Source organism: Pedobacter sp. AC464, from assembly GCF_979253075.1.
Genome location: NZ_CEEDBV010000001.1, coordinates 2,226,852 through 2,248,019, shown reverse-complemented (window position 1 = coordinate 2,248,019; position 21,168 = coordinate 2,226,852). Strand labels below are relative to the sequence as shown.

The following is a 21,168-nucleotide window of genomic DNA, read 5'->3' as shown; positions in this document are numbered from 1 at the left end:
TTTGCTCTCTTACGGCGATGGTATAAAAGTACTACAAACAACTATGTTAAGAGATAAAGTGAAACAGCGTGTTGAATTAACTAAAAAGTATTAAAAAATTAGATTGCAGATACACTGCATGATTGAATTAAATATTGCATCTATGAATACAATCGGATTTAAAAACTTTAGAAGGTTCGAGAAATTTGAAGAACTTGAATACAGTGGGATTACTTTTCTCGTAGGAAGAAATAATGCCGGGAAATCAACTTTGGTAAAGGCATTATTATTAATGGATAACTATCTAAAATCACGAGATATTTTTTCTTTATCTTTTGGCAACAATATTCTTGAAGACGCTAATATAGTAACTTATGGCAGAGCAAAGTATAATAAGTCTGCTGAAGATAAAATAGATTTTAACTTTCAGTTTGGTGATGTAATGGTTGGCTTAGTTATTTCTGGAGATGATGATAAGTCTTTCGCAAAGGTTATAGAAATAGTTTTCAAAGATATTCGCTATCAATTTGTTTTTATTTTTGACGTACTAAATAGAAGATTAAAAATAATTTTCGAAAATTCTGTTATTGAAAAGTCTTCCTCAGCTTTATTAATAGAGGATTTAAAGGATAAGATTTTAGACATAACTAATCAACTAAATCAAATAGATATAAAAAAAACCAGTAAAGAATATATTGAGCTAAATTCTGAAAAAGAAAATTTGGAAGAGAAAATTCACAACCTTGCAAATACGACTTCAGAGACACTCAAAAAAGATTATACTTTAGACACAGAGTTTGGTATGGATAATTCATTTTATAGTATTGTTGCTAGTCACTTGGACTTTTATGAAACAAAATATCTTAATGCTTATAACAAAATTCAGGAGGGAAGTGACTCAACTGATGAATTTGAGATTTTAAAAGCTTTCAAGGATTATGGTTTTTATAACATCATAAATGGGATTTTCGAGCCAATTTTGGAACAACTTCATTCCGCTAGTTATACTTATGTAAGTGCAAATCCAGTTAAACAGTCCGCGCTGTTTGCTATTCGTGATAAAAACAATGCTTTAGCTCAGGCTATACATGAATTTAAACAATTGAACATTATTGCAGGAGAGGAAGAGCACAGGTTTGTTTTAAAATGGATGAAAGCTTTTGATGTAGGCGATGATTTTGTAATTAACATGTTCTCTGGTGAAGCTTACGAAATGAGAATAAATCCATTAACCGAAAATATTCATTTAGCGGATAAGGGAATGGGATCTATCCAAGTTATGTCGTTGATTATGAAAATTGCTTGTGCCATTAAAAGTCACAATAAAATTAAAAAAGATAGAGAGGGTTTTAATTTAAAAACATTAACGACCATTATAATCGAAGAACCAGAGTTGAGTTTGCACCCTGCGCTGCAAAGTTTATTAGCTGACTTATTTCTTGATGTATATCAGAGTTTTGGTATTGATTTCATTATAGAAACACATTCAGAATATTTGTTACGAAGGTCCCAGGTATTAGTCGCGGAAGAAGAATTAGAGGTAGCGCCAAATGAGAATCCTTTTTTTGTGCATTACTTCCCGACAGAACTAAATCATCAGCATTATCGATTGGGATATCAATCCGACGGAACTTTCAATAAAAATTTCGAAACTGGCTTTTTTGATACCGCATCATTGGATACACTGAAGCTTATAAAAATTAAGAGGGAGAAGATATCATGATGCAAATCTTTTCTGATATTGAACCATTTGAAACTATTGTTTTATACCCTGAAAAATACCCTAAATGGTATCAAATATTTTCAGAACAAAGTGATGTGTTTCTTAATCTTACAAAAGAGAAATACGAACTGGAATTGCTTAACAATCCAATCTTTGAGGCTTACATTAAAATTAATGCGGGCCGGGAGCCTAAACCGTTAGACTATCATTTTCAAAGTATTGAAGATGACCCTGCAGTTTTACTTAAATATCCAAGAGGCGCATATTTTTTAGATATATCTAAAGAAATTGCAGTAAAAAGAACTGAGGATTTTGGAGTTTTAGTCCAAACGCTTGAAACCATTGACGATAATATACTTTGTTCAACCCATTATAAGAACTTACCAGTTGATAAGGTATTTAATTCGAATGGAAAAAATGGATGGCATAATTTGTTGGATTTAAAACTTCCACCACTAAATGCAATGGTAATATCAGATAATTTTTTATTTGCCAACGAGGATGGTAAAAGAGGTTTTAACAATATTGTTCAACTAATAGAGTCTTTTTTGCCGGAAAAACTTAAAGCAGATTTTCATTTGCTTTTAATTGCTCAAGAAAACAAAAATAAAGATAGAGCGTGGTGCAATAAGATGTGCGGAGATATTAAAACCGCAATTAAAAATTTGGCCAAACCATATAACGTTATTTTTGAATTGGTATTTGCAGAAACTATTCACAAGCGGATTGCCTTGTCCAATTATTTTAACCTCAAACCAGATAAAGGTTTTGCGATATTCAAAACGAATACATTAAATACCGTTCATGACGATAATGAATTATATGTTGAAGCTTTATTTCATCGCGTAAGTAAAAATGAAGGTGATACAGAATACGATAAAGCCAATTATGACTTAACAAGAATAAGACAAATAAACAAAACTGTTGCGTCGTTTATAATAAATAACCCTAATGTAACTAATTACCGAATACTTGGCGATTGCAATCCAGACAAATCCATAAAAAATCGTTTAATAAACGATCTTTAAACTTTTCAAAAACAATGCATAAATACTGCATCGTTATTTATTTACTTTGTATCGTCAAACAATTAAGAATTAAATCATAGAATGGCTCAAAAAAATAAAGTTGATGTAAATTTCATATTTCAAATTACCGATAGGGTACTTTGGAATGTGTTTAAGAAAAACGAGATAGGAGATGTGCTTCTGCCATTTGTGGTTATCCGAAGATTAGACAATATTCTGAAACCAGTAAATACACAAATTAGAACAGCTTATGAAAACTTTAAAGATAAAGTAAGCGAAGATAAATTGAAACCAATTTTGCGCAAAGCTTCTGGTGGGTTGCAATTTTATAACACCTCTCGCCATACGCTAGAACTGTTAACAGAAAATCCTAAAACTATTGAAATAGATTTTAATAACTATTTAAATGGCTTCAACAAAGAAGTTAGGGATATCATCGATAACTTCCAATTTGATAAAGTGATCGCCCGTTTGGTAAAAAACAAACTGCTATATCAAATGATTGATGCCATTTGTCAGGTTGATTTGTCAATAGAAAAAGTTGATGGTCATGATATGGGTCAAATCTTCGAAGAACTAATACGTATATCAAACGAACAAAGTAATGAAACGGCCGGGGAGCATTTTACACCTCGTGACGTAATTGATTTAATGGTTAAAGTTGTATTTAGTACTGAGAAAGAAACCTTAGCACAAGCTGGGATTATCCGTACCATTTATGATCCTGCAATGGGTACAGGTGGCATGGTTAATTTGGCAAAAAATTATGTATTAGATGATTTACTATCAGATAGCATCAATAAGCCAGAACTCAAAACCTTCGGACAAGAAATAAATGAACAATCTTACGCCATTGCTAAATCAGAATCGTTAATTACAGGCGAAAATGCTGATAACATCCGTCACGGCAATACTTTTACCGAAGACCGTTTTCCAGATAAACATTTCCATTACCAATTTGCAAACCCACCTTATGGTGTAACTTGGAATAAAGATGCAGATTTTATCATTAATGAAAGTGCAAACCCGGCAGGCAGGTTTTATGCCGGTTTACCTGGCAAAAGCGATGGCCAATTACTGTTTCTACAACACATGATCAGCAAAATGGAGCGAGAACATGGTAAAATTGCTGTAGTTACTAATGGCTCACCATTATTTACAGGCAGTGCTGGTGGGGGCGAAAGTAATATTCGTAAATGGATCATTAGTAATGATTGGCTTGATTGCATCATTGCACTGCCTAAAGACCTTTTCTATAATACTGGTATTAATACTTATATCTGGATTTTAAATAACAATAAACCTCCAAATCGTAAAGGGAAAGTACAATTAATTAATGCGAACGTTGCCGAAGATAAAGCAAATGGTATACCTGGTTTTTGCCGACCAGAAAAACGTAGTTTAGGAAATAAGCGCAACAAAATCGAGGATTTTCATATTGCGGAACTAGTTAAACTTTATACTAATTTTGAAGAAGGCAAATATTGTAAAATTTACAAAAACGATGATTTTGGTTATTACCAAATCACTGTAGAACAACCCGAATACGATGCTAATGGAAATATCTTAAAAGATAAAAAGGGAAATATAAAAGCCGATAGCAAAAAACGAGATAAGGAAAATATTCCTTTAACAGAAGATATTGAACAATATTTTGCAAAAGAAGTTTTACCTCATGTGCCTTATGCATGGATAGATTACGACAAAACCCGCATTGGTTACGAAATTAACTTCACAAAATACTTTTATGAATACAAGGCTTTACGGCCATCTGCGGAAATTAAAGCTGAAATTGAAGCATTAGAATTTGGAAATGGCCAACAAAAGGGGATTACTGAATTATTAAAGGAGTTGTTGGGATGATAAAGTGTTATAGAGAATACAAGGCAAGTAGTCTTAAATGGGCTGGCGATATCCCTTTGGATTGGTTGATATCTAAGATAAAATTTATAACGAATAACGAAGATGGTCAGCGAGAGCCAATTTCGGGTGAGTTTAGATTTGATAGAAGCGGTGATTATCCATATTATGGTGCAACAGGCATTGTCGACTATATTGATGATTATAAGTTTGAAGGAAAATATCTATTAATTGGTGAGGACGGTGCACCTTTTTTTACACAAAACAAAGATGTGGCATTTATTGCTGAAGGTAGATTTTGGGTTAATAACCATGCACATGTTTTATCATGTAAAAATGAAGTTGATATTGATTATTTGTGCTACGTATTGAATTGCGTTGATTATAAAGACTATATATCGGGGAGCACAAGAGATAAATTAACTAAAGCAGATTTATCAAACATTAAATTGCTTTTACCATCATTAATAGAGCAAACCCAAATAGCAAGATATCTAGACCATCAAACCAACATTATAGATCAACTTATCCAACAAAAAGAAAAACTGATAGACTTACTCAAAGAAAAAAGACAAGATGTTATTAATGTTGCAGTAACTAAGGGGCTTAACCAAGATGCCACAATGAAAGATAGTGGAGACATTTGGATTGGTAGAGTGCCCGAAGACTGGATTTTGTCAAAGATAAAATTCGTAGCTAATACACAAGGCAGAGTTGGATATAAAGGATATACTAAAGATGACATAGTTTCAGTTGGTGAGGGTGCTTTAACCCTTGGTGCAAAACATATTAATAAACAAAACATTTTAAACCTTGAGAGTCCTGAATTCATAACCTGGAGAAAGTATGAGGAATCTCCAGAGATAATGGTTAAATTAGATGATGTAATTTTCACACAAAGAGGAAGCCTTGGAAAAGTTTGTCACATTAATTATGAAATTGGCAAAGCAACTATTAATCCAAGTATGGTTATTCTAACCTCATTTAATATTTTACCCAGATTCCTTTACTACTGGCTATCTAGCAATAGAATACAGAAAGAAGTCCAAATACTTCAATCTAATACGGCAATTCCGATGATTAGCCAATATCAACTTTCCAACTTTCCTATACTTATACCATCTTCAAATGAACAAATAAGGATTGTTGATTTTATCGATAAAAAACTGTTGTTACTTAAACATTCAGTAATTATTATCGAAAACCAAATCGAAAAACTAAAAGAATACCGTCAATCCATTATTTCGGAAGCGGTAACTGGTAAAGTCGATGTACGAAATTGGCAGCATGTTGACGAAGCGATAGCCTAATGGAGATCGAAAAGTCTTCATACAACGATACAGTTATTATGCTTTTGCAAAAGATAAATCTACCAGTTAGATAAACAAAGAGTAGGTCTCATGAATTAACTTGTGAGTAGATGAATAATGCGATGATAAAAATAATTTTACAGGCAGATAATAAAATCATTGTAGCTAGCAAATACTAATTATTTTTACCTACAGAACAACAATTGATAGATGAGGTCAGGAATGGATTAGAAAAAATTGACCACATCATAAACAATTTATAATGGCAGAAGGAACTAAAGAATTACATTTTGAAGAGCATGTGGTGAAATACTTAACCAAATCTGCTGAGTCAGGATTTCAAGAATATGTCGAGAAACACACCTCGGTTTATGATAAGGAATTGTGCCTAATTCCAGAAGATGTGCTTGGCTTTATAAGAGATACACAGCCCAATAAATACGAAGCTTTAGAGCAGCAATACGGCAAAGTCACAGATGTTAAGATAATAGCTCGGATAGCTGAAGAGGTCAAAAAAAATAAAACTCTAGAGGTTTTACGTGGCAAGGTAAAAGACCGTGGACAAAGCATTGACATGGTTTATTTTAAACCTAATCACAATAAAACACCCGAACACTTGGCCGGATATGCCAGAAACAGACTAACAGTAATACGTCAGCTAAAGTATTCCAAGAAGAACGAGAATTCCATTGACATTGTGCTATTTGTAAATGGTTTGCCCGTAGTAACGTTAGAACTAAAAAATGCTTTGACGGGGCAACATCTACAAAACGCTATTAAACAATTTATCAAAGATCGAGACCCCAAAGAACCGTTATTAGAATTTAAAAGATGTTTAGTTCACTTTGCGGTAAGTACAGAGCAAGTAAGCATGTGCACAGAACTAAAAGGAGAAAGCACGTTCTTTTTACCATTCAATAAAGAACTCGTTAACTACGCTGAAGATGACTATGCTACTTCATATTTATGGAAAGATGTATTAAAAAAAGACTCTTTATTAGACTTGATACAGAATTACATAAACCTTCAGGTAGATAAAGAAAAGTATTACGACAACATTACAAAATCGCTTAGAGAAAAATCAAAATCCGCACTTATATTTCCTCGTTTCCATCAACGCAGAGCTATTCAAAACTTATTATCAGCAGTAAAAAATGAAGGCGTTGGAGGTAGATATTTAATTCAACATTCCGCTGGTTCAGGTAAATCAAATACCATTTCGTGGTTAGCGCACCGTCTATCTGATTTTTATAGAAATTCTGATGATGACAAAGCTTTGTTTGATAGTATAATAGTAGTGACAGATAGGCGTGTGTTAGATAAGCAAATACAAAATAATATCCGTCAGTTTGAACATATCCCCGGCACAGTAGCCTATATCGACCAAAATAAAACAAGTCAGGACTTAAAATTAGCTATTGAACAGAGGAAACGAATAATTGTAACCACGCTACAAAAATTTCCCATTATTTCTGATGTAATTACCTACAATAAGGATAAGACATACGCAGTAATAATTGATGAGGCTCATAGTTCACAAGCTGGCGAATCTGCTAGGCATTTACGTAAAGCATTATCTTTGGAAGAAGCTGAAAATGCGGACGTTTGTGAAAAAAATATAGATGAAATTATCGAAGATGAAATTAAAAGTAAAGGCCACCAAGCCAATATTTCATTTTTTGCTTTCACGGCTACACCAAAATCGAAAACCGTCGAGCTCTTTGGTACAATAAGAAATAGTCAAAAAGAAGCTTTTGACCTATACACGATGGAGCAAGCTATTAAAGAAGGATTTATTAAGGACGTGCTAAAGAATTACATGAGTTGGAAGCGGTATTATAAACTCATTAGGCGCATCGAAATTGATGATAGGGAGTATGAGAAAAAGAAAACAGTAAGGGTTTTATCTTCTTATGTAGATTTGGAAGACCATGCTATAGAAAAAAAAGCCCGTATCATGATAGAGCATTTTGTTTCACAAACGCAAAAAGAAATCCAAGGAAAGGCAAGAGCAATGTTGGTTACTCGTTCAAGGCTACATGCAGTCCGTTTCAAACGAAAATTTGATGATATCATGCGTGAAATGAAACTGCCATACAGTGCGTTGGTAGCATTTAGTGGTACTGTAACGGATGCGGATACAGGTTTAGATTATACCAAAGAAAATATGAATAATTTAGGTGGAAAAATAGACGTTCCTGATGCTTTAAAATTACCACAATTCAGAATGTTAATTGTGGCTAATATGTATCAGACTGGTTTTGATGAGCCATTGTTACACACAATGTTTGTAGATAAGAAATTAGGCGGTTCTAGCACTGTACAAACATTAAGCAGGATAAACAGAACCATAGCAGGAAAAGATACAACGATGGTATTGGATTTTGTGAACGAGCCGGAAAATGTTCGACAAGATTTTCAGGTGTATTATGGCAGTAACTTTATGGAGCTTGACAACCAAACAGACCCTAACAGTTTGTACGATGTACAACAAACTATAGACGCCTTTAAACTAATTTATCAAAATGATTTGGAAGCCTATGCGCAATATTTCTTTGTAAAAGGAAACCATAAGGAAAAGCTACAGCCTATTTTAAACGAGGTAGTTAGGCGTTACAATAACGAATTAGATGAAGAGCAAAAGGTAGCTTTTAAGGCCAGCATTAAAAATTTTGTGAGGCTTTACAGATTTCTGTCGCAGATCATAACCTTTACCGATGTTCAACTAGAAAAATATTATGTGCTACTATCTGATTTATTTAAAAAACTTCCATTCACAATAAGCACTTTACCTGTTGAGGTTTTGGAAGAAATTGATTTAGATAGCTATAAACTTCAACATCAATTTACAACAGATTTAAGGCTTGAAAGTCAAAATACTGGAATGAAAGGGATGACTCCGGGTGGTGAAGGAGGTAGAGATGAGGGTGAAATAGAGTGGCTGACAAAAATAATTAAGGTATTAAACGAAACGTTTGGTTTGGATTTAGATGAAAACGATAAAATTGACTTTGAAAGAATGAAAGAAAACGTTTATGCCGATGACGAATTAATGAGCTATTTTAATACCAAAAATTCTAAAGACAATATTCAGGACAAATTTGAAGAGACCGTAGATAGCGAAATTCTAAATTTTATAAATAATAAATTAGAACTATACAACAAGCTGTCAGAAGACAAAGTGAACCTTATGTTTAAAGAAATGTGGTTTAATGATATTTATGATAAACGAGTAAGGGGAATTCAATGATATTGATAGATATAGAATACATCATATTCCATAAAAGCAATATAGCTTTTTTAAAGGTGAACTTACGAAAGAATCTTTGATGACAAGGTAGCTCGTTTAGCTGAAAGTTTATATATGCAAATCCATAGGTTTGCTTGAATTTCATTTACGAAAGGAAATAGTGTCCGACATTTGTCCGGATATAAATATAAAACCCGCTAACTATCTGGTAATTAACGGGTTTTCTTTAATAATTGTGGTCCCGACGAGACTCGAACCTTGTCATTAATATTTATGAATGTTCATCAAAACGGATTAATGCCTCGGCCAAAGTCAACGTATGCGATTCACAAGTTTCTGCCAAAATCGGATAAACGCTTATCGCGTCTTATTGGGCTACCCATTATTTTATACCATTAAGGTTGATGCTGAGGACATGCCAAATTCAGCCTGAGATTCCTATTGCCATCAGTCTTGATTTGACGTAGTTGACCGCTACTAGACATGGAGCTTATACTGAGACAACAAATAAACCCATTGTGTAAATTGATGTATTTCATCTTGGGTTGATTGATAATTTAACTGTTGAGCTTTACATTGATGCTCACAACAAAGTATTCATTCTGCATGCCGTATTTAAAACTAGCCTTGTCGCCGTAAGCAATCACCAAACGTTGTTTTATATTGGAGAGACCGGTGTTTTGGCTTGGGATAAGTTTTGACCTGCCAGGGATATTTTTTGAGTTGATGGATAATATTTCCTTAAATACGTAAACGCTCAACACTGCTGGGTGTTCAGGATTATGAATGATGCCGTGTTTAAAGATGTTTTCTACCATCGTAATTAGAACTAATGGGATGAACATTGTTTTTTTTACGTTTTGACCAATCTCAAGTGTTAACGAAAGTGGTTCATCAGAGCGACTTTGATGTAATTTTATTAATTTATATATCTGTTCTATTTCTTCTTTAAGTGGTATCGTTTCTGACCGAAATTCACAATTGATGCTGTAGCGCATCACCTCTGAGAGTGACATAATTGCCTCAGCGGCTCTCGGTGCAGATTCAATTGTGTCTGTATAGATGAAGCTTAAGGTATTAAAAAGTAAGTGTGGATTGATTTGGGCTTTCAGGTATGAATTTCTGGCGTGAGCAAGTTGAACTTGGGCGTCCCTTTCAGCAATGAGGCTTCGCCACCTTTGTTTTTCTGCGATTTGTCGTCTTTTGACTTGTTCAAGGTGTAAAATAAAAAGGTAATGAAATCCTGCAAAGCCCATGATTGGTAACGCCCGCCACAACACCCCAAGTACGTAACTCGGTTTCAATCTAACTTTCTCCTGGTTGTAAACGGTGATGTGTCCGAAAAAATTCGAGTCGATGTAATAATTGATCATCAAATAGCCCGCAAAAGTGAGGATGAGCATTGAGGGAAGTTTCCAAAGCCAGGAAATCTCATTAGTAAAAGCTATCGGGTAAATTTTCAAAGAACAGAAATAAAATAGAAGGATATTTATGGTATAATGTGTAGCATAACTCACCGGTCTGCCAAATTTCCCCGTTGCCCATCCAACGATGAAAATCTCTGAGAACATATATAATATCCAGGCTAGGAAATGGATTCTGTATCGGTAAAGAAGTTTTAAAGTAAGCTTCATCATATAATTTTTATCTTTCGTCCCTTAAGTGGAATTCTTTTTTAATCCGTAGTTTCGCGCTTATAAACCATGCTAGTTTAACTGTAATTATTATGCAAAACCAATACACGAAGCTGAAGAAAAAAACAGTTTTTATCTTCAGAGCAGTCAGAGACCGAAATTCCACAAGTACTGATCCGACCACAAGTAGTCTTACCATTACTGTCACCAGTACCGGTGCTCATCAGATTATGACCTTCTAAATCCGGCCGGTTAGAAATGTTCTATCTTCTAAAAACTTCAATAGTTCTGCTTTGTATGCATTTCCCATCTGTACCTGTACGCCTTCGCCAAGGTTGATTGTATTACCAACTATTCTCTGAATTTTTGTGACGTTAATAACGTGTGAGCGGTGAACTCTGCAAAAAAGATCTTTCCTAAATATTTTTTCAATTTCCTTTAAGGTTAGATATACCAGCGTTCCTTTTTCACTGGTAACCATATTCACATAATTTCTGGCGCTTTCAAAGTATAATATTTCCTGCTTATTAACCCTGCTGAGTTTACCCCTTTCTCCTGTTTTGAAAAAAGCAATGTCGCTTCCATGATGTGAACATTTATCAAGTTCATTTTCGATCACAGAGATGACAGTCTGTGTAAACGTGGCTAATTTGATTGGTTTTATGAGATATCGGTTTGCCCTACCATCAAATGCTTGCAATGCGTATTTGTCATATGCGCTGATAAAGATAATTGCTTGAGTTTTGCCTCGTAATTGTATGGCAAGTTCAAGACCGTTAATATCAGGCATTTCTATGTCAAGAAAAATGATGTCGACGTCGTCGTCTTTTGAAATCTCCGACAACGCGAGTAACGGGTTTCGGTAGGTTTTGTAGAGCTCAAGGTTTGGCATTGAGCTGATGTAGTGGGTGAGGAGCGTAATAGCGTGTTGTTCATCATCGATAATCACGCATCTGGTCTTACTTTTCATAAGCAGTTATTTAGATGATAATACTTTGTTACATACTTGGACTGGAGGTGGTTGTTGTTAATATATTAGATTTTTGAATTGGGTAGGTGTTATTTCTTCTTTAGACTAGAAAATTTGTGGTATTTATCTGAAATAGTCACTGTAGTTTCCTTTTGTATGATCTCGTAAATGATTGTGGGATCGATTTTTATTGCATATGCTAAAACGTTAATGTGTAAAACGCTAAACTTCTCGGGGTGAACAAGCTTCGTATGATATGCCTCGTAATTTAGACCCAATAATTTTGAAACCTTTGTGGGACTTTGCTTAACCAGTTGATACATTTTCGAAATAGAGCCTGTCAGGAACAATGATCTGATAGAAATGAAATCAGCGTCCATGTTATCAACATCTATTTTTCCTTTCCATTCAGCCATTTTAATTCGTTTATGCTAAAATCTCGAAAAATTGGCTATTTGTAATTTAATAAGTATGATTCGTATATAAAAATTTGCTTTTCGTAAATTTAATTACTAATTTTATAGTTAATTAAAAGGTATTTATTAGAGTCTTGCAACTTCATATCTCAAGCCGTTGACGCAAGACAGCAGATAATTGCCCATAACTTTTTTAGAAATGCTATATTCGCAGATCTGAATAAGTATGGGTTCTGCTGTAATCCCGTGTCAACATAAGGCTTGAGAACTGAATGAAGTTACGGTTTGCAGAATCCATACATATTAGTTCTGCGTCCCATCAAGACTCGTATAACCAATACGGGTATGAACAGAAACAATCTAACATTCTTGTTTAATGATGGCTATTTTAGAAATGGCTTGTCTTGTTTTTTGCCCGAATTTTTGTTTTTTGTCTTTTCTTGTTTGAATGCTTTGTGTGCATGTCCTTTTGACAGGATGTATGCGCTGAAGCCTAAAAATCCTGAATGATATTCCTTCTGGGCCTGCAGGTGGTTAATACGTCTTTAAGTATTGGTTCAGACTGTCTGCGGGTTCTTTTTATTTCTGTTTTTTCGGAAATAATTTTTCATTAACCTACAACTTATCAACTAACAAAATCATGAAAAAAACGATATTTTTTATCGCTATGGCTGTGCTTTGCCTTTTTTTTAGGGCGACTGGGCAGGTTAGCGTGAAACCCAAGGCTGGGGAACGGCCTTTGGTAATTGGGGACAGGGTTCCTGATCTGGTATTTCAAAATGTCATTAATTATTCTGCGCCGATGCTGCGCTTTTCGGACTTTAAGGGAAAGGCAATACTGCTTGATTTTTGGGCGACCTGGTGCGGTTCGTGTATCGCCCATCTTTCGGAGGTGATGGATTTGCAAAAGAAATTTGGAGGGGGGCTGCAGGTTATTACTGTCAACGGGTCTATGCGGGATTCTAAGGAGGTGGTGGAGGCATTTGTCTCCAAACAGGTGGGCACAGAGAGGGCTTTTCTGACGCCTGTGATATATCAGGATACGATTCTTCGGGATCTGTTTCCAAGACGGATTATCCCGCATTATGTTTGGATTGGTCTGGATGGACGGGTGAAGGCGATTACCGGATCGGCTGAGGTTAGGGGGGAGCATGTGAAAAGGCTGGTAGCGGGCTTAAGCCTGAACTTGCCGGTGAAAGGAGCGGGCGATGAATAAGTGTTTAGTGCTTAGATTTTTGGTTGCGATGCTGCTTTGGGGGTATGGTTTGAAAGGCTATTCGCAGCAGATGAATCCGGCATCGGTGCCATTGGCTGGTAAGGTATCTCTGGATGAGTTTTCGCCCTCGGTTCAGGTTCTGATCGGAGCAAAAAGTATCGGTACAATTACCGCGGAGCGTGACGGGCGTTTTTCTTGTCAGCTAAAGGTCTTTCCGGATACAGTTCGTTTCAGGGCGATGGGGTATCACACGGTGGTGAGGATGTTTAAGCGGAAGGAAGATGTGCCTGCTTTTTTGACTATTAAAATGATTCCTTCCGTCCAGGATTTGGGTGAAGTGGAGATTAATACCGGTTATCAGAAACTTAAATCCAATGAGGTCAACGGTGATGTTTCGGTCATCGATGAAAAAATGCTTCGTGCAAGGACAGGAACGAATATTCTGGACCGGATTCTCGGTCAGACTTCGGGTTTACTGCTCAATACCGAGCGAATTACCACTTCGACTCAAGGCAAGACCAACATTTCAGTTCGTGGGCTCGGGACCATTAATGGTCCGCTGGATCCGCTAATCGTCCTGGATGGCTTTATCTACGAAGGGGATATTAATAATATCAATCCTTTTGATATTGAAAATGTATCGATTTTAAAGGACGCTGCGGCTGCTGCAATCTGGGGCGCCAGAGCAGGTAATGGAGTAATTGTCTTGACCTCTAAAAAGGCAAAACTTAACAGCGTTCCAGTAATATCTTTTAATGCCAATACAACCCTTAGTGAATTGCCTGATTTGCAAAGGCTTCCTTATATGCATGCTTCAGATTATATTGCGCTGGAAAAGCTGTTGTTTGACGCCGGACAGTATAATAACCGGATTTCCACTAACCTCGCGCTGACCCCTGCGCTGGACATCATGCTGGCAGGCAGGCAGGGCAGGACTACGGCAGCGGAGGTGAGCCGCCAGCTTGCGGAGTTGCAGTCCAAAGACGTCAGGGAGTCCTACTTAAAGGACTTTTATACCCATGCGCTCCTACAGCAGTATGGGCTTAACCTGCGCGGCGGAACGGATAAACTCGCTTACAGCATTGCCGGCGCCTATGACCATTCCCTAGGAGAGACTTACGGGAAATCTAACCGGATTAATCTTCGTTTTAGTCAGGACTATAAGATTAGTAGCCGGTTGACCCTTGCAACTTCGTTTTCGCTTTCTTCGTCCGGCAACCGTTCGGGTAGACCTTCCTACGGCAGCATCACCAGCGCAGGACGCAAGCCTTCTTACCTGAGTTTTACCGATGAGCTGGGCAGTCCGGTAGCCGTGGAGCAGACCTACAGTTCTGCTTACCTGGATACGCTTGGCGGGGGTAGGCTTTTGAGCTGGAAATATTATCCTGCTGATAATTACAACCATTCGGTCACCGAAAACAAACGGCAGGAGATCTACGGGACAGCGAATCTGAGGTACAGATTAGCAAGTTCGCTTCTACTGGATTTAGGCTACCAGTTTCAAAAGCAGGCTTTAGAAAATGTTACGACCAGTACCATTGAAAGTTATTATGCCAGGACCATGATTAACGGCTTTTCTCAGCTAAACCGGGCAACGGGGGTGGTGAGCTACAACGTGCCAATGGGCGGGATTCGACAGGCGGGTGAAGAGCGCGTAAATTCATCCACCGCAAGGGCGCAGCTGAATTTTGACAAGAGTTTTGGGGTGCATTCGGTTAATGCAATTCTGGGTATGGAAGGCCGGAACGTGGAAACTTCTGGTTCAGCGGTCATCCGGTATGGGTATCTTGCGGATCCGCTTCAGTATGTTGAGGCTAACTACGTGAGCCGTTTCCCTGATTTCATCACCGGAAGCAGTGCACAGATTCCTTCTGGTGGTAGTTTGAGTGATTTTCATTACCGTTTCATGAGTCTGTATTCCAATGTTGCTTATGCCTACCAGGGAAAATACAGGATCACCGCGAGCATCCGCAGGGACGGGTCCAATATTTTTGGCGCCAAAACCAATGATAAATGGAAACCGCTGCTTTCTGCCGGGGTTGGCTGGGATCTTTCGAGCGAAAAGTTTTACAATATAGGCTGGCTGCCTGTGCTGCGCCTCACCGGTACTTATGGGTATAGCGGAAATGTCGACTTAAGCAGGACCGCATCAGCTGTTGCCGGTTACGGGACTATTGCTGCTACAGGGCTGCCTTTTGCCAGGATTTCGACACTGAATAACCCTGAACTGAAATGGGAGCAACTCTCTCAGGTGAATATAAAGGTAGATTTTGCCTTGCGAAAAAATCTGCTTAGGGCTGCAGTGTCGTTTTACGTGAAAAAAGGCTCGGATCTTTATGGGCTTTCCAATTACGATTATACAGGATGGGGCGCTTTCTCCCAGATCACTAGAAACGTCGCAAAGATGCGTGGAACAGGAATAGATGCGGAGCTTCACTTTGGGGCGCTAAGTTTTGGTAAGTTCCGGTGGAATGCGGACGGCTATTATAGTTTCAATCAGAGTAAGACAACGGAGTATTATTATGCGTCGAGTACGGGGATCAGTGGGCAGCTCGGTGGGGGCGGAACAGTGATTAGTCCTCTCGTCGGCAAGCCACTTTACGGCATTGCGGCTTATAAGTGGGGCGGTTTGGATAATAAGGGTAATCCTCAGGGCTACCTCAACGGCGTGTTAAGCACCAATTATTCCGCGATGGCAATTGAAGGGAATACGACCAGCTCTAACCTGGTGTACGTTGGGCCTTCAAGTCCAACCCATTTTGGATCTTTTATCAACACATTTTCATTCGATAAATTTTCACTTTCTTTCAATCTGAGTTATCGCCTTGGTTATTTCAGGCAAAAGCGGAGCATTAACTACAGCACTTTTGCTACAGATGGTATTGGTCACCAGGATTTTGCGCAGTGTTGGCTGGCGCCAGGGGATGAACTCAGAACAAATGTTCCGTCTTTTATTTATCCCCTGAACCAGTCAAGGGATATATTTTACTCGCTTTCTGAGGTTAATGTGATTCCGGGTGATAACCTGCGGCTGGATTATGTGAATTTATCCTACAGCGTTAATGCGACCACCTGGCGCTTTCCGTTTAGAACGCTCGATGTGTATTTGAACGCCAACAATCTGGGTATGTTATGGAAGGCCAACAGGTATAATATAGACCCGGATTATGTGAGCACAATAGCGCCATCGAAAGGGTTCACTTTTGGTTTTAGGGGAAGTTTTTAATTTGAAAGGATATGAAAAATTTAAGATTAATATTTATTGCTTTTGCAATGGTATCGCTTCTGGGATGCAAGAAATTTCTGGAGGTAAAGCCGAATGCGAAGCTGGTCATTCCCTCAACCCTGGCTGATTTACAGGGATTGCTGGATGATGCGGACCGGATGAATTTTTTAAAAACACCAACTTTGGGAGAGTGTGTGGCGGATGATTATTTTTTGACGCCGGATGTTTTTGCGTCCAGGGAGGAAACTCAGCAGGCCATTTATTTGTGGCAGCCATTCGAGAACCGTTTTGCCAATGACTGGTCAGAGGCTTATCAGCCGATATACAATGCCAACCTGGTGTTGGAACTCATTGAAAAAGTGCCCAGGAATGCTGGAAATGCTTCCGCCTGGGACAATGTAAAAGGGTCTGCACTTTTCTTCAGGGCTTACTACTACGCGCTTCTGACCATGAATTATGGAAAGGCTTATGATGCGGGCCAGTCTGCAAGCGAGCCCGGCGTGGTGCTGAGGTTGGCTTCTGATTTTAATATTAAGGCTTCGCGGTCTACAGTCAAAGCGTGTTTTGCGAGGGTGATTGCGGACGCTGACCAGGCTGCAGCGCTGCTGCCAAATTTAAGCACGCAATCAACAAGGCCTTCCAAGGCGGCCGCTTTTGCGCTTTTGTCCAGGACCTACCTTTATATGCGCGATTACCAGAAGGCGATGTTTAATGCCGATGAGTGTTTAAAGATTAAATCAACACTGATGAATTTAAACGGTGATCAGGATGTCCTTGGGCTCACGCTGAATGTACCTTTCAAAAGATTCAATAAGGAAACTATTTTTTATACCGAGGGTGCGCCTAACTATGGGATCAACTCCCCAACCCGCGCCCGGATTGATTCGGTGTTATACAATAGTTATCAATTGAACGACTTGAGGCGAACAGGTTATTTCAGACTGGTTTCCGGTTATCAGCAGTTCAAAGGAAGTTATGCTTCCTCCTCAACGCTCCTTTTTAGCGGGCTGGCGGTGGATGAAATATTACTGAACAGGGCAGAAGGCCGCGCCAGGTTAGGCCAGGTTAATCTGGCAATGGATGATCTGAATTTGCTGTTAAAATCCAGATGGAAAAATACGGTTCCCTATGTACCAATGACGGCGCTAGATGAGGCCGATGCTGTGGCAAAGGTACGAATGGAAAGAAGAAAGGAACTTTTAATGAGGCAGACCAGGTTTACCGATATTAAGCGGCTGAACATGGAAGGGGCGAACATCACCGTTCGAAGGATCGCAAATGGAAAGATCTATGAGCTTGCTCCGAATGCGCCTTATTACGCCCTGCCTATCCCGGCTGACATCATTGAGCAGACGGGGATTGAAAAGAATTAATACATAAAGTGGTTAATGAGCAAAGTGCAGGGCCGGATGGCCCTGCTTTTGTATTATGGGTTTTCAGCATTTACAATGGACATGCCTGAATCGGCTGAGCCGGTGATGTAATAGGTCGATCCTGCCGGACTTGCTGTCAGTGCGGCGCTGTTGTTGAGCTCCCTTCTGCTTCCCACGCTTTGAGTGAAAGCATTGTCAATCGTGATTGAACAGGCTTGCTCCTGCGCAGGTGAACAGGCATCTTCAGGAGCCAGGTCATTCCAGTTTTCCGGCTTAACTACTTCGGTTGAAGTAAAGTTAGGTCCATGATAGTAAAGGGTAACGGGTAAACGGTTGAAGTTCTTTACTACATCGCCCTTAAAGGCGGACTGGGTTAATACTACTGTTAATCCGAATAAGAAGGCGAATGCGCCAAAGCTGATTTTTTTTAAATTTTTCATGTTTTGGGATGCTTTTTTCTGTTGAAAAAGCAAGCGAAAAAGGTTGGTGGTTAATATTTCCTGGTGCCTCGCACCAGTGGTCCTCTGTCAATCCGGAAAGCTGCTTTGCGGACTGAAATCAAATGGCTTCTTTTTTTCTAGCCTCCTTTCTTTTTTGGTGAAATTCATATAACGCCCAAACATTGATTGAGAGGAAAATTAAGTTAAAGCCAAAATGTGCTTTCCAGCTTAGCATGCTTAATACTCCGCCGCAACTGCAGGGCGCATTGGGGTAAATGCCTGTTAAGATGAATGCAATGTATCCGGTGAACACGGTCAGCAGGACCGCTGATGCGTAGAGTCCTGTGATAACGGTTTTGCTGTCTGTGAGCAGTAGCGCAGTGAAAAGTTCTATCGCAGGTAAAAGCCACACCAGAATGCCCTCTATTTTTATAGGGAAATGTTGCAGGGTGAGCTGGTGTCGAAAGCTATTATATTCCAGGAGCTTTGAACCGGCAACATATATCCAGAGGACTATCAGTAAGGAAATGCCAGTTTTATAAATGAGGTTTTTCATATCGCTTTTTTCTTAGTCAAAATTGACCAGGATGCCGGCTGGTTCCGCTTCCCGGGGAAGTACTAAACTGGAATTACCATGATTTAGATGTTCTGCTGCTGGAAATTTATCAGGTTTTTCTGCGCTTGCCGGACAGATACTTCTTTTTTAATGTGCTCAAGGTATGGCTATGAATACCCAGTGAGCTGGCGATGTCAATGGAGGAGGCGATTTGAAAGATATCTGGATGGCGGTTGATGATCTGTTCAAAGCGTTCATCTGCGCTCAGGTGACGAATTGCAAAGGCGAGGTGAAAAAGCTTGCTGAGCTGCTCCCGGTGTAAGGCGTTAATGAAAACATGGAATTCAGGGAAGAGCCGGTAAAGGTTGTAGATATGTTTTTCAGGGATGCCCAGAAGTATGCTTGGTGCAATCGCGACGGTTTGGATAGCAAAGTCATCCGGATTATGCTCTTCAGGTTCAGTCAGGAAGGTATGCTCCAGGTGCAGGATGAGTATAGAATCATCGGGTTCCTTTTTGCTTTGCAGTTTGGTTTTACATGTTCCCTGCTCGATAAAAAGGATTGGTGTTTGGCTGTAGTCTCTTTCTTCTATGCGGTGGTGGGCCGGGATGATTCTTTTGACTAATGCAATGCTTAGGTATGCTTTTAGCGCTGGACTTATGGCACAATAGCTGTCCATCTTAAGGTAAAAATTTTCGTTTTCCATGTTTTTGGAGGCGAAGAAAACGGATTTATGCAGGCCGGTAAAGTGGTAGAAGTAACCACCACGTGCCACTGATAAATCTATGGAACCGGCTTCGGGGGGAATCCCCAAAGGCTCATAATTTAATATAACTTTTGGGCCAGGGCGAGCATTTTTCCCAATATCTCACTCACTTTACGGATGTCTTCAGGATGATGAACATAAAAGCCATTGCTGAAGCTTTTTTCTGATATGTGTTCGGCTTCTTTGGTGCTGGTATGTGAAATGATGTATTGGTGAACGGTCTTGGCTTTACGTTCAGTAATAACGCCACATTCCACGTTTAAAAAAATAAAAAACGCAAGCTGTTTTACCGAAAGGCTGACTTTATAGCTTGAATCCAGTATCCCTGAATTCACGAGTTCAGAGTTTAAAAAGTCAAGGCCTTTCAAAAAATCGATTTCCGTCTCCGCAGCATCCAGAAGCATTTTTTTTAAGTTTGGCCTTTGATGGAAATATTCAGCTGGCTCAGTTTCTATTAACTGTCCGATTACTTTCCTATAGGATATGAGTTCTCTGAACTGTTCCGCTGTATTAAGTGCAATTTGCTGCCTTTGACTGAGCACTTCAAGCTGATAAACATATAGTCGCAGGTCATTGTATCGCATGGCTATCAGTAGCATTGAAATCTGATGATTTGGATGGGGATGCACTAAGCATGCCGGCAGTCGCTCCAGCAGGGCTTCTCGAAATTCGACCTGGTAAAACGACGTGCCATATTGCCTGCTGCCTTTAAATATATCTTTGAGCAGCTGTTTAATTATCTCGGCGATTTTTTTTTCTTCAAGCATGGCTAAACATTGTTGTTCTTTCGCTTCATAATTGGTTTGATACTTCACAAGTAAATCATTGGTGGCCAATGTATTGGTATTGAACTCGCCTGGATAGTAACGGTAGATGTGACTGATGAGCTCATTCATTGCTTTTAGCATCTCATCTATAAGCGCCGTATTGCTTTTAGCAATAGCCTTCTGATTGATATCTCTTGCCTTTTTTCTGAACCGGTCAATACACGAGAGTTGGTAGTGGATAAATTTCTTAAGTGTCTGCTGACTGTTTGGAACAAAGGCGTCTATGCTCATTTTGATTCTCAGCACTTCGCCGCTCATCTCGGTTTCATCATCAGTGCCCACCTTGCTACCCTCTGGTGTGCTGCTAAGGATTTCTAGCATCTGGTCAAAATAATAAAGTTCGTAATTCATGTCAGGATAATTTAGGACCGGGGTGGTTTTTGCTCCTAAATTAGGCTTAGGCCGCATGAATACTAAAATTATTACGCAGGCGATGATTCCCGGGTGATGAATGTGCGGTTTGGATTGACTAATCTATTTCTATCGGAAAGGCTTTTAGCGCTTGAAACCTTTACCGGTTTGCATTTTCACTGGGGTGGGAAAACCGGCAACCGCCTGTAAACTTGACTCGTGCCGGTATGTTTGCTCAATTTG

Annotated in this window: 15 protein-coding genes; 8 read left to right on the top strand and 7 right to left on the bottom strand. The window is 38.8% G+C overall.

Going from position 1 to position 21,168, the window contains the following annotated elements; translation table 11 throughout:
• Positions 1 to 142 precede the first annotated feature (142 nt).
• From AC0IWT_RS09825 to AC0IWT_RS09805, 5 genes are all read left to right on the top strand, one after another.
• The gene (locus tag AC0IWT_RS09825; protein WP_471797039.1) at positions 143 to 1,702 is read left to right on the top strand and encodes an AAA family ATPase; all 1,560 of its coding nucleotides are present in this window, start codon (positions 143 to 145) and stop codon (positions 1,700 to 1,702) included.
• A complete protein-coding gene (locus AC0IWT_RS09820; protein ID WP_471797038.1) occupies positions 1,699 to 2,730 on the top strand; it encodes a hypothetical protein in 1,032 nt (343 codons plus the stop codon). The genes AC0IWT_RS09825 and AC0IWT_RS09820 overlap by 4 nt, the downstream gene beginning before the upstream one ends.
• Before the next feature lie 81 nt (positions 2,731 to 2,811).
• On the top strand, positions 2,812 to 4,593 hold the full coding sequence (locus AC0IWT_RS09815) for a class I SAM-dependent DNA methyltransferase (RefSeq protein WP_471797037.1): 1,782 nt from the start codon (positions 2,812 to 2,814) through the stop codon (positions 4,591 to 4,593).
• Entirely contained in the window at positions 4,590 to 5,900 is a 1,311-nt protein-coding gene (locus AC0IWT_RS09810; protein ID WP_471797036.1) for a restriction endonuclease subunit S, read from the top strand. Before AC0IWT_RS09815 ends, AC0IWT_RS09810 begins: the two co-directional genes overlap by 4 nt.
• Before the next feature lie 262 nt (positions 5,901 to 6,162).
• Complete coding sequence (locus AC0IWT_RS09805; RefSeq protein ID WP_471797035.1) at positions 6,163 to 9,150, top strand: type I restriction endonuclease subunit R; 2,988 nt, start codon at positions 6,163 to 6,165, stop codon at positions 9,148 to 9,150.
• A gap of 557 nt (positions 9,151 to 9,707) precedes the next feature.
• On the opposite strand, the gene AC0IWT_RS09800 is transcribed toward AC0IWT_RS09805, so the two are convergent.
• From AC0IWT_RS09800 to AC0IWT_RS09790, 3 genes are all read right to left on the bottom strand, one after another.
• Entirely contained in the window at positions 9,708 to 10,787 is a 1,080-nt protein-coding gene (locus AC0IWT_RS09800; protein WP_471797034.1) for a sensor histidine kinase, read from the bottom strand.
• A gap of 235 nt (positions 10,788 to 11,022) precedes the next feature.
• Positions 11,023 to 11,754, bottom strand: a complete 732-nt coding sequence (locus AC0IWT_RS09795) for a LytR/AlgR family response regulator transcription factor (protein WP_471797033.1) — start codon at positions 11,752 to 11,754, stop codon at positions 11,023 to 11,025.
• Between the two features lie 89 nt (positions 11,755 to 11,843).
• Positions 11,844 to 12,170 (bottom strand): hypothetical protein, encoded by a 327-nt coding sequence (locus AC0IWT_RS09790; protein ID WP_471797032.1) that lies wholly within the window; start codon positions 12,168 to 12,170, stop codon positions 11,844 to 11,846.
• Between the two features lie 640 nt (positions 12,171 to 12,810).
• Between AC0IWT_RS09790 and AC0IWT_RS09785 the strand changes: the two genes are divergently transcribed.
• Genes AC0IWT_RS09785 through AC0IWT_RS09775 form a run of 3 tightly spaced genes read left to right on the top strand, consistent with a single transcriptional unit; the run spans position 12,811 to position 17,985 of the window.
• Complete coding sequence (locus AC0IWT_RS09785) at positions 12,811 to 13,386, top strand: TlpA family protein disulfide reductase (protein WP_471797031.1); 576 nt, start codon at positions 12,811 to 12,813, stop codon at positions 13,384 to 13,386.
• Positions 13,379 to 16,612: a SusC/RagA family TonB-linked outer membrane protein gene (locus AC0IWT_RS09780; protein WP_471797030.1), complete on the top strand. Its 3,234-nt coding sequence runs from the start codon at positions 13,379 to 13,381 to the stop codon at positions 16,610 to 16,612. The genes AC0IWT_RS09785 and AC0IWT_RS09780 overlap by 8 nt, the downstream gene beginning before the upstream one ends.
• Before the next feature lie 11 nt (positions 16,613 to 16,623).
• Entirely contained in the window at positions 16,624 to 17,985 is a 1,362-nt protein-coding gene (locus AC0IWT_RS09775; RefSeq protein WP_471797029.1) for a RagB/SusD family nutrient uptake outer membrane protein, read from the top strand.
• Positions 17,986 to 18,038: 53 nt separating this feature from the next.
• On the opposite strand, the gene AC0IWT_RS09770 is transcribed toward AC0IWT_RS09775, so the two are convergent.
• The 4 genes from AC0IWT_RS09770 to AC0IWT_RS09755 all read right to left on the bottom strand — a co-directional run bounded on the left by AC0IWT_RS09770 (position 18,039) and on the right by AC0IWT_RS09755 (position 20,925).
• Positions 18,039 to 18,425 carry a hypothetical protein gene (locus tag AC0IWT_RS09770; protein WP_471797028.1) on the bottom strand — a complete coding sequence of 129 codons (387 nt, stop codon included), beginning with the start codon at positions 18,423 to 18,425 and terminating at the stop codon, positions 18,039 to 18,041.
• A 118-nt stretch (positions 18,426 to 18,543) separates the two neighbouring features.
• Positions 18,544 to 18,981, bottom strand: a complete 438-nt coding sequence (locus AC0IWT_RS09765) for a MauE/DoxX family redox-associated membrane protein (RefSeq protein WP_471797027.1) — start codon at positions 18,979 to 18,981, stop codon at positions 18,544 to 18,546.
• 109 nt (positions 18,982 to 19,090) lie between these two features.
• Positions 19,091 to 19,795 carry a cyclic nucleotide-binding domain-containing protein gene (locus tag AC0IWT_RS09760; protein WP_471797026.1) on the bottom strand — a complete coding sequence of 235 codons (705 nt, stop codon included), beginning with the start codon at positions 19,793 to 19,795 and terminating at the stop codon, positions 19,091 to 19,093.
• An 11-nt stretch (positions 19,796 to 19,806) separates the two neighbouring features.
• On the bottom strand, positions 19,807 to 20,925 hold the full coding sequence (locus AC0IWT_RS09755) for a hypothetical protein (RefSeq protein ID WP_471797025.1): 1,119 nt from the start codon (positions 20,923 to 20,925) through the stop codon (positions 19,807 to 19,809).
• Positions 20,926 to 21,168: the final 243 nt, after the last annotated feature.

Coding starts and splice junctions, on each gene's coding strand:
- AC0IWT_RS09795 (WP_471797033.1), bottom strand. CDS start 11,754: ATGAAAAGTAAGACCAGATGCGTGATTATCGATGATGAACAACACGCT.
- AC0IWT_RS09825 (WP_471797039.1), top strand. CDS start 143: ATGAATACAATCGGATTTAAAAACTTTAGAAGGTTCGAGAAATTTGAA.
- AC0IWT_RS09775 (WP_471797029.1), top strand. CDS start 16,624: ATGAAAAATTTAAGATTAATATTTATTGCTTTTGCAATGGTATCGCTT.
- AC0IWT_RS09815 (WP_471797037.1), top strand. CDS start 2,812: ATGGCTCAAAAAAATAAAGTTGATGTAAATTTCATATTTCAAATTACC.
- AC0IWT_RS09790 (WP_471797032.1), bottom strand. CDS start 12,170: ATGGCTGAATGGAAAGGAAAAATAGATGTTGATAACATGGACGCTGAT.
- AC0IWT_RS09755 (WP_471797025.1), bottom strand. CDS start 20,925: ATGAATTACGAACTTTATTATTTTGACCAGATGCTAGAAATCCTTAGC.
- AC0IWT_RS09800 (WP_471797034.1), bottom strand. CDS start 10,787: ATGATGAAGCTTACTTTAAAACTTCTTTACCGATACAGAATCCATTTC.
- AC0IWT_RS09805 (WP_471797035.1), top strand. CDS start 6,163: ATGGCAGAAGGAACTAAAGAATTACATTTTGAAGAGCATGTGGTGAAA.
- AC0IWT_RS09770 (WP_471797028.1), bottom strand. CDS start 18,425: ATGAAAAATTTAAAAAAAATCAGCTTTGGCGCATTCGCCTTCTTATTC.
- AC0IWT_RS09780 (WP_471797030.1), top strand. CDS start 13,379: ATGAATAAGTGTTTAGTGCTTAGATTTTTGGTTGCGATGCTGCTTTGG.
- AC0IWT_RS09810 (WP_471797036.1), top strand. CDS start 4,590: ATGATAAAGTGTTATAGAGAATACAAGGCAAGTAGTCTTAAATGGGCT.
- AC0IWT_RS09765 (WP_471797027.1), bottom strand. CDS start 18,981: ATGAAAAACCTCATTTATAAAACTGGCATTTCCTTACTGATAGTCCTC.
- AC0IWT_RS09820 (WP_471797038.1), top strand. CDS start 1,699: ATGATGCAAATCTTTTCTGATATTGAACCATTTGAAACTATTGTTTTA.
- AC0IWT_RS09785 (WP_471797031.1), top strand. CDS start 12,811: ATGAAAAAAACGATATTTTTTATCGCTATGGCTGTGCTTTGCCTTTTT.